We start from the raw sequence: 9,342 nt of genomic DNA, 5'->3' as shown, positions 1-9,342 counted from the left end.
GCTGGCGGCGATCGGCTGCGACCTGGGCCTTTCGCGGTACCAGGTGCTGCGCGCGTTCCGGGACACCATGGGCATGCCCCCGTACGCCTGGCTGGCGCAGCACCGGGTGGAGCTGGCGCGGGGGCTGCTGGAGGCGGGGCACCGGCCGGCGGAGGTGGCGGGGCTCGTGGGGTTCGCGGACCAGGCGCATCTGACGCGGTGGTTCCGGCGGGTGCTGGGGGCGACGCCGGCGGCGTACCGCCGGAGCGTACGCCCCTGAGGGCGCGCAACGGCATTCAAGACAACGGGCCGCCGGGGCGCGGACGCTTGCGGGCATGAGTGCACGCGGCTGGGCCCTGTTCCTCCTCATGGGCGTCATCTGGGGAGTCCCGTATCTGATGATCAAGGTGGCGGTGGACGCGGTGTCGCCGTCGGGGGTCGTCTTCGTACGGTGCGCGCTGGGCGCGCTCGTCCTGTTCCCGCTCGCGCTGCGCGGCGGGGGGCTGGTCCGTACCGTACGGACGCACTGGGCGCCGATGCTGGCGTTCGCCTGCATCGAGATCATCGGCCCGTGGTGGACCCTCACCGACGCCGAACGCCAGCTGTCCAGCGCCATGGCGGGCCTGCTGATCGCCGCGGTGCCGACGATCGGCGTCATCCTCGCCCGGCTCCTCGGCGACGAGGAGCGCCTGGGCCGCCGCCGCCGACTGGGCCTGGGACTGGGGCTCGCGGGCGTCGCGGTGCTGGCGGCACCGGAGCTGAGCGGCGGCTCGGCGTGGGCGATCACGGAGGTCATGCTCACCGCCCTCGGCTACGCCACCGCCCCGCTGATCATCGCCCGCCGCCTCAAGGACGTACCGACCCTGCAGCTCATCGCCCCCTGCCTGCTCCTGGCCGCGATCGTCTACGCCCCCGCCGGCATCGCCTCCTGGCCGGACACGACACCGTCGGGGAAGGTGCTCGCGTCCCTCGTCGGCCTGGGCGTGCTGTGCACGGCGCTGGCGTTCGTCGTCTTCCTGGAGCTGATCCGCGAGGTGGGCCCGACGCGCGCGGTGGTCTTCACCTACATCAACCCGGCAGTCGCGGTCGCCGCGGGCGTCGCCTTCCTCGACGAACCCCTGACGGGCCCGATCGCCGCCGCCTTCGTCCTCATCCTGGCCGGCTCCTTCCTGGCCACCGCGGCCACCTCGGACCGGGGCGGCGGCAAGGAGACCGTCGCTGCGACTAACATGGACCCCACGGCGGACGAGCCGGCCGGGCGGTCGCGTCGGTCCCCACCAGGGACCGCCGAGGAACGTCCGGGCTCCACAGGGCAGGGTGGTGGGTAACGCCCACCCGGGGTGACCCGCGGGACAGTGCCACAGAAAACAGACCGCCGGGGGCTTCGGCCCCCGGTAAGGGTGAAACGGCGGTGTAAGAGACCACCAGCGCCCGGGGTGACCCGGGCGGCTAGGTAAACCCCACCCGGAGCAAGGTCAAGAGGGGCCGTGGAAGCGGCCCTGCGCGGACGACCGAGGGCGGCCCGCCCGAGTCCGCGGGTAGACCGCACGAGGCCGGTGGCAACACCGGTCCCAGATGGATGACCGCCTCCCCGCGGACCGCAAGGCCCACGGGAGACAGAACCCGGCGTACAGGCCGACTCGTCCGCCATCACGGCCCTGACCCGGGTGTTTACCCGGGTCGGGGCCGTTTTCCACGCCAAGATGCGTAACGTCTCCACCCGCGGTTTTCCGGGAGTTCCCGCGCGTTTGTGTAATGGATATGTAACGCGATCTTGGTATCGGTGCAGAGATCGAACGAGCGAGGTGCGCGGACCCCGCGGCCGGTCGCCGTACCCGGCGGCGAGCCGACCTGTCGCCGACGTCATTCCCGTGCCGAAGACGACCTGGGCGGGTGTGCGCAGGATCGCGAAGTCGTCTATGGCTCCTTCAGGAAGGTCGTCAGGAGCCGGTGCAGCTCCGTCGGTCGTTCGGCCGGTGAGGCGTGCCCGCACGCCCCGAACAGATGCGCCCTCACATCGGGCAGCAGGCGCAGCAGTCGCAGCGTGCTGGACTCCGGCGGCACGACGCGGTCCTCCGCGCCGTGCACCAGGAGCGCGGGCGCCCGGATCTGCGCCAGCTCGCCGGCGGTCAGCGCGAGGTCACGAACCCATCTCTCGCGCGGCGGCGGGAACATGACGGCGAACGCCTCGCGCGGACCCGGCTCAAGCGTGGCGGCCAGCCGCGCCTCGACGGCCTCGTCGGTGAGGAACGCCTCGTCGACGTGCAGCAGCTCAAGGAGCCCGCGGGCCGCTGCGCGCCCGGGCCGGTACGCCCACAGCCGGTCCAGACCCGGTGGTAGCGGCATGGCGAGCCCGAGGGTGCCGATCCCCACCAGCCGGGTGACCGTTGTCGGCCGGGCATGGGCGACCGACAGTGCGATGGCGCCGCCCATGGAGTTGCCGACGACGGCGCAGCGGTCCAGCGCCAGCTCGTCCAGGAGTTCCAGGACCTGCGCCGTCCACACGCGGCGGCCGTACGGGGGTTCCTCGTCGGATCCCGAACCCGGGAGCAGCCTGCTCCGGCCGAAGCCGACGAAGTCGGGCGCGATGACGCGGAAGTCGGGCGCCATCGCCGCCATGAGAGGCTCCCAGGCTGCGCCCGTGGTGCCCGGGCCGGAGCCGTGCAGCAGGACGACGGCCGAACCGGAGCCCGCCTCACGCACAAAGGTCTCCCGCCCGGCGACCCGAACCGTCCGTCCCTCGATGCCCGAGCGCGCCGTCCTCGCGACGTCCCGGCGCGCGCCGCCTAGGGGGATGCTCATGCGACGGCGATCAGGCAGGGGCGCTGGAGCGCTCCAGGACCGACACGAACGCCCGCGACCACTCAGGCAGATCCGGCCAGCCCCGGCAGGAGACCATGTTCCCGTCGACGACGTCGGGCCCGTCGACGACCGTGGCGCCGGCGTTCTCCATGTCACCGGCCAACGGCCCGAACGCAGCCGTCCTGCGACCCTTCAGGAGGCCGTAGACCGCCGGCACCTGCGGCCCGTGGCACACCGTGCCCACCGGCAGGTCCCGGGCGAAGAAGTACTCGGTGATGCGACGGACGTCGGCGTCGAGGCGGATGTACTCAGGAGCGCGGCCACCGGGGATGATCAAGCCCGTGTACTCCGCCGGATCGACCTCCGAGAAGGCCAGGTCGACGGGCAGCCTGCGCCCGTTCTTCTCCGTGTAGGCGTCGGACTCCGGCTCGAAGTCGTGGATCACCAGTTGCACGTCCCGACGCGTCAACGCCGCGACGTCCGCCTGATAGCCGGCCTCGCGCATGCGGAAGATCGGGTACATCGCGTCCAGTTCCTCGGTCGCGTCACCGACGAGCACAAGCACCTTCTGCATTGTTCCTCCGATTCCCGGCAGTCCTGATCGCGCGTACGTCCCATCGCCTCGGGTGTTCTTCCGGACGGAAGGTACGACACGCCCCAGGCCACTGCAAGATTGCGCGACGAATCCAGACAGGAGCCGTCATGACGGACTTCTCTTCACCCCGGCAGTCCGGAACGGCCGTGTCCGAGCGGCTGCCGTTCAGGTGCTGGAGCGTGTGACGAGGTGGGTGGGGAGGATCAGGGAGTTGGGCTCCGCGCCGGCGACGAGCCCGACGAGCATGCGTGCCATCTCGTTGCCCAGGGCGTGGATGGGCTGGTGGACCGTGGTCAGCGGCGGCTCGGCGATCTGTGCGATGTCGAGGTCGTCGAAGCCCACGACCGCGACGTCACCGGGCACCGTGCGGCCGGCGCCGCGCAGCGCGCGCAGGGCGCCGGCCGCCATGTTGTCGTTGGCGGCGAACACCCCGTCCATGTCCGGATGCCGCGTCAGCAGCGCTGCCAGGGCGGCGGTGCCGCTGGGTTCGGTGAAGTCTCCGTATTCAGGGGGCAAGGGTTGCAGTCCGGCGAGGATGACAGCCTCCCGGTAGCCGCGGTGACGCGCGCGGCTCGCCTCGGTGTCCGGCAGCCCGCAGATCATGCCCACCCGTCTCCGTCCGCGGGCGAGCAGGTGTTCTACGGCCTGGCGGGCGCCACCGGCGTTGTCGACGTCCACGTACCACGGCGCTTCGAATCCCGGCGGGCGCCCGCCGAAGACCACCGGTACCTCGCTTTCCCGGGCGATCTGGAGCACGGGGTCGTTCTCCCGGACGGCCATGAGCATGGCGCCGTCGACGCCCCGGGCGCGCAGGAGTTCCGCCAGACGCCTTCGGCTGCGATCGCTCGCCGCGAGGCACAGCATCAGGTGCAGGTCGGCCTCCTCCAGAGCGGCGGAGGCGCCGACGATCACCTTGGCGAAGAACGGGTCCGCGAAGATCGACGGGGCCTCGCCCGAGATGACGAGGGCGACCGCGCCTCGCTGGCGGGTGGCCAGCGACCGCGCCGTCGTGTTCGGCACGTAGTCGAGTTCCCTGATGGCCCGTTGGACCGCCGCCCGTTTCTCGGCGCTGACATGGGGCGCGTTGTTGAGCGCCCGGGAGGCCGCCGAGCGCGAGACGCCGGCACGCTCGGCCACCTCGTCCAGCGTGGGCTGCCGACGCGGCACGTCTGTCATGGACCGCGGACCTCTCCGAGCCGTGGCTGTCACGTTGCCCCCCAACGCCGGGAGCGCTTCCAGTCCTGGGACCTTAACGACTCCTCGCCGTCCGGTGAAGGGTGGGCACGCGTCAACTCTTGACAGGTCCCCATCAGCGCGGACACGATGACCGCAAGCACGCACGAATCTCCGCCGCAAAATGGGAGCGCTCCCAAGATTCACTGCTCCCGCGCGCCACTCGTGCTCCGGATGCCGCAGCTCGACGTCGTCGCACCGCTATGCCGCGGGCTCAGGACGAAAGCCGCGCGGCGTTCCCCTTCATGAATGAGGTTCACCGATGCGCAAACTCATACGCGGGGCGGTGGCAGCACTCCTCGCTCTGCCGCTGTTCCTGGCCTCGTCACCCTCCGCGCAGGCGGCGCCCACCCCGCTCGCCATGACCAGCGGCTTCTACGTCGATCCGAACTCCAGCCCGGCCCTCTGGTCGGCCGCCAACCCCGGAGACGGCCGGGCCGCAGCGATCCGCAGCTCCATCGCCGGTGTCCCCATGGCCCGTTGGTTCGGTTCCTGGAGCGGTGACATCGGGTCCGCAGTCAGCTCCTACACGGGTGCGGCCCAGGCCGCCGACAAGCTGCCACTCCTCGTCGCATACCACATGTACGGCCGTGACGCCTGCGGTGGGCACTCGGGAGGCGGAGCCGCGTCCCCGTCCGAGTACGCCACGTGGATCGACGCCTTCGCCCGCGCGATCGGCAGCCGTCCGGCCGTCGTCGTACTGGAGCCCGACGCCCTCGGCGACTACAGCTGCATGGACCAGCAAAAGATCAACGAGCGCCAGACCATGCTCACCAACGCCCTCTCGCAGTTCCGGTCCGCCGCACCGAACGCCTGGGTCTACCTCGACGCGGGCAACCCCGGCTGGGTCGACGCCTCGACCATGGCCGAGCGTCTGCACGCCTCGGGCCTCAGCCTGGCCAGAGGCTTCTCCCTCAACGTCTCGAACTACTTCCCCACCTCGGAGAACCTGTCCTACGCCGGCGGCGTCAACCAGGCGCTGGGCCAGCGTTACGGCTACAGCAGGCCGTTCGTCGTGGACACCAGCCGCAACGGCAACGGCTCGAACGGCGAGTGGTGCAACCCCGGCGGGCGCAAGATCGGCACGCCCACCCAGCAGGGCGGCGGCGCCGAGATGCTCCTCTGGCTCAAGACCCCCGGAGAGTCCGACGGCGACTGCGGTGTCGGATCGGGCTCCACCGCCGGGCAGTTCCTGCCGGAGGTCGCCTACAAGATGATCTACGGCTACTGACATCCGGCACCGGGCGCGGCGAAAGGAGAGGCACCATGCTCACCCGATCACGAAGGCGACTGGCCCGCCTGCTCGCGGCGACGGCCGCGGCGCTGGCGCTGTCGGCCACGGCGCCCCACCAGCCGGTGGCCCTGGCCGCGCCAGGAAGCCCGGCCGTCACCCCACCGCTGGGCTGGAACAGCTGGAACAGCTTCGGCTGCGGCGTCACCGAGGACATGGTCCGCCAGGCGGCGGACGCCATGGTCAGCTCGGGCATGCGGGACGCGGGCTACGAGTACGTGGTCGTCGACGACTGCTGGTTCGACCCGCAGCGTGATGACCAGGGCAACCTGCGCGCACACCCTACGAAGTTTCCCGGCGGGATGAAGGCGCTGGGCGACTACATCCACAGCCGCGGCCTGAAGTTCGGCCTGTACCAGGTACCCACCGAACGCACCTGCGCGCAGCGCGTCGGCACGTTCCCCGGCTCGACGGGCAGCATGGGCCACGAGGTCCAGGACGCCCGCACCTTCGCCTCCTGGGGCGTGGACTACCTCAAGTACGACTGGTGCTCGCCCGAGGGCACGCGCGACGAGCAGGTGGCCCGGTTCTCTCTGATGCGCGACGCCCTGCGGGACACGGGCAGGCCCATCGTCTACAGCATCAACCCCAACAGTTTCCACGCGATCACCGGCTCCACGTACGACTGGGGCCAGGTCGCCGACCTGTGGCGCACCACCGAGGACCTGCTCGACATCTGGCAGAACGGCAACGTCAACAGCTACCCGATGGGCGTCGGCAACGTCGTCGACGTCAACGCCCCGCTCGCGGCCCAGGCCGGCCCCGGCCACTGGAACGACCCGGACATGCTGGTCGTGGGACGACCGGGGCTGTCGCTGACCGAATCGCGGTCACATTTCACCCTCTGGGCGCTGATGGCCGCACCGCTGATGGCGGGCAACGACATCCGCACCATGTCCGCCGACGTCAGCGCGGTGTTACGCAACCAAAGGCTGCTGGCGGTGAACCAGGACACGCTGGGCGCCGGCGGACGGCGGGTACGCGACGACGGCGCCACCGAGGTGTTCGCCAAGCCGCTGGCCGACGGCTCGGTCGCCGTCGGACTGTTCAACCGCGGCGACGGCACGGCCACCGTTAGCGCCTCGGCCACCCAGATCGGCCTGACCGGCGGGTCTTTCGCCCTCACCGACCTCTGGACCGGCGCCACATCGAGCACGAGCGGCCAGATCACCGCGAGCGTACCGGCGCACGGCGTGACGGCGTTCCGGGTGACCGGCGGCACGCCGCTCGCCGCCGAAACCTCCCGGATCCGCGGCACCGGCTCCGGCCGCTGCCTGGACGTGGAGAACTCCTCCACCGCTCCTGGCGCCGGCGTCGTGATCTGGGACTGCCACACCGCAGCCAACCAGCTCTGGACGACATGGGCGGGTGGAGAGATCCGCGTCTACGGGGACAAGTGCCTGGACGCCGAGAACCAGGGAACCGCCGACGGCACCCGGGTGATCACCTGGTCCTGCAACGGCCAGGACAACCAGAAGTGGACCCTCGCCACCGACGGTTCGGTCCGCAACGTGCACGCCGGACTGTGCCTGGAGCCGGACGGCGGGGCCACCGCGAACGGCGCGCGGCTGGTCCTGGGCGTCTGCAACGGCCAGGCAGACCAGCGGTGGACCCGCACCTGACCCCTACGACCGAGGAGACCGACCCCCCATGTCCGACCCACTGCGCCCCTGGAGCCGCCGGAAGATGCTCACGGCCGCCACCGGGCTGGCCGCCGCGACCGCGCTGCCCCTCACGCACCCCGCACATGCCCGGACGGCCGGAGCATCCCCCGCCGCGGCGGACGCCCCGCAGGCGACGTACACCAACCCCGTCCTGTGGCAGGACTTCGCGGACATCGACATCATCCGCGTCGGCGACACCTACTACTACTCCGCCTCCACCATGCACTACTCGCCGGGCGCGCCCATCCTGCGCTCCTACGACCTCGTCAACTGGGAGTTCGCCGGCCACTCGGTGCCCGTGCTGGACTTCGGAAGCAAGTACGACCTGAGCGGCGGCCGCGGCTACGTCCGCGGCATCTGGGCTTCCTCCCTCGGCTACCGGAACAGCAACCGCACCTTCTACTGGATCGGGCAGATCGACTTCGCCCGCACCTACCTCTACACCGCCGCGTCCGTGGAGGGGCCCTGGACCAGACACGCCTCGCTCGACAACGTCTACTACGACGCGGGACTGCTGTTCGACGATGACGACACCCCGTACGTGGCCTACGGCAACACCGCCATCCACGTCGCCCAGCTCTCCCCGGACGCGCGCAGCCAGGTCCGCTCGCAGCAGGTGTTCAGCACCCCGCAGAGCGTCGGCACGCTGGAAGGAGCCCGCTTCTACAAGATCAACGGGAACCACTACATCTTCCTGACCCGCCCGGCCAACGGCCAGTACATCCTGAAGTCCACCTCCGGCCCCTTCGGCCCGTACGAGATGCGGCAGCTGCTGCTCAACCTGCCCGGACCGATCGCCGGCGGCGGAGTGCCGCACCAGGGCGGCCTGGTGAGCACCCCGGACGGCCGGTGGCACTACATGGCCTTCATCGACGCCTACCCCGGCGGTCGCGTCCCCGCGCTCGCCCCCGTCTCCTGGTCCGCGGACGGCTGGCCCACCCTCCAACTCGTCAACGGCGCGTGGGGGCAGTCGTACACCGCGCCGCTGCCGCTGCGCCCGGTCGCACCCATGACCGGCGTCGACACCTTCCGGGGCAGCACGCTCGGCCCGCAGTGGGAGTGGAACCACAACCCCGACACCGGCAGATTCTCGGTCGGCGACGGGCTGACCCTGCACAGCGCGACGGTGACCGGCGACCTGTACAGCGCCCGCAACACGCTGACCCATCGCATCCAGGGACCCACCTCCACCGCCACCATCGAACTCGACTGCTCCGCGATGGCCGACGGCGACCGCGCGGGTCTCGCCGTGCTGCGCGACGCCTCCGCCTGGATCGGCCTCAAGCGCGACGGCGGCACCACGCGCGTGGTGATGGTCGACGGCCTCACCATGGACGGCAACTGGAACACCACCGGCACCGGCACCGAACGCGCGAGCGCGAGCTTCGCGGGCAGCCGGATCTGGCTGCGCTCCCAGGCCGACATCAGGCCCGGGAGCGGCCGGCAGGCCCAGTTCTCGTACAGCACGGACGGCAGCGGCTTCAGCCCGCTCGGTCCCTCCTTCACGCTCAACAACGCCTGGCAGTTCTTCATGGGCTACCGCTACGCAATCTTCAACCACGCCACCCGGGCGCTCGGCGGCAGCGTCCGGGTGGCACGGTTCGAACTGACGGCTCCCTAGCTGTACCGCCCGGTGAGGCCGGAGAACGCTATGGCCTCAGCGACCATGCCGCTCATCGGCAGGTTGTGGCCGGCTCCTTGGACCGTGGTGGACTCCACCGGTACGGTGCCGTCCGGCGCGGCGAAGTTCTGGCGGTTCCAGCCGAGATCCTCGCCCG

The 9,342-nt window shown here is 71.0% G+C and carries 7 protein-coding genes, 1 other RNA gene and 1 pseudogene; 6 read left to right on the top strand and 3 right to left on the bottom strand.

All coding sequences use genetic code 11. The features are described 5' to 3' along the window. The 3 genes and pseudogenes from H5J30_RS09070 to rnpB all read left to right on the top strand — a co-directional run. Positions 1-259: helix-turn-helix domain-containing protein (locus tag H5J30_RS09070; RefSeq protein ID WP_181786775.1), on the top strand; the 259-nt coding region annotated here is incomplete at its 5' end. A 55-nt stretch (positions 260-314) separates the two neighbouring features. Beyond that, positions 315-1,094: pseudogene (locus H5J30_RS09065) on the top strand (DMT family transporter); the annotation flags it as partial. 131 nt (positions 1,095-1,225) lie between these two features. Continuing rightward, positions 1,226-1,626: RNase P RNA component class A (rnpB, locus tag H5J30_RS09060), an RNA gene on the top strand. 270 nt (positions 1,627-1,896) lie between these two features. Here rnpB and H5J30_RS09055 read toward each other — a convergent pair. The 3 genes from H5J30_RS09055 to H5J30_RS09045 all read right to left on the bottom strand — a co-directional run bounded on the left by H5J30_RS09055 (position 1,897) and on the right by H5J30_RS09045 (position 4,552). Beyond that, complete coding sequence (locus H5J30_RS09055) at positions 1,897-2,682, bottom strand: alpha/beta fold hydrolase (RefSeq protein ID WP_181786773.1); 786 nt, start codon at positions 2,680-2,682, stop codon at positions 1,897-1,899. 109 nt (positions 2,683-2,791) lie between these two features. Next, positions 2,792-3,355 (bottom strand): DJ-1/PfpI family protein, encoded by a 564-nt coding sequence (locus tag H5J30_RS09050; protein WP_181786771.1) that lies wholly within the window; start codon positions 3,353-3,355, stop codon positions 2,792-2,794. A gap of 186 nt (positions 3,356-3,541) precedes the next feature. Continuing rightward, positions 3,542-4,552, bottom strand: coding sequence for a LacI family DNA-binding transcriptional regulator (locus tag H5J30_RS09045; RefSeq protein WP_181786770.1), 1,011 nt, complete (start codon positions 4,550-4,552; stop codon positions 3,542-3,544). 319 nt (positions 4,553-4,871) lie between these two features. Between H5J30_RS09045 and H5J30_RS09040 the strand changes: the two genes are divergently transcribed. Genes H5J30_RS09040 through H5J30_RS09030 form a run of 3 tightly spaced genes read left to right on the top strand, consistent with a single transcriptional unit; the run spans position 4,872 to position 9,185 of the window. Next, positions 4,872-5,840 (top strand): glycoside hydrolase family 6 protein, encoded by a 969-nt coding sequence (locus H5J30_RS09040; RefSeq protein ID WP_181786769.1) that lies wholly within the window; start codon positions 4,872-4,874, stop codon positions 5,838-5,840. Positions 5,841-5,875: 35 nt separating this feature from the next. Further along, complete coding sequence (locus H5J30_RS09035; protein WP_181786768.1) at positions 5,876-7,522, top strand: glycoside hydrolase family 27 protein; 1,647 nt, start codon at positions 5,876-5,878, stop codon at positions 7,520-7,522. A 28-nt stretch (positions 7,523-7,550) separates the two neighbouring features. Further along, positions 7,551-9,185, top strand: coding sequence for a glycoside hydrolase family 43 protein (locus H5J30_RS09030; RefSeq protein WP_181786767.1), 1,635 nt, complete (start codon positions 7,551-7,553; stop codon positions 9,183-9,185). Positions 9,186-9,342: the final 157 nt, after the last annotated feature.

It is taken from the genome of Streptomyces phytophilus (assembly GCF_013870535.1).
GTDB lineage: Bacteria > Actinomycetota > Actinomycetes > Streptomycetales > Streptomycetaceae > Streptomyces > Streptomyces phytophilus.
The sequence above is the reverse complement of the archived record's forward strand: the minus strand, read 5'-3'. Positions and strand labels throughout refer to the sequence as shown.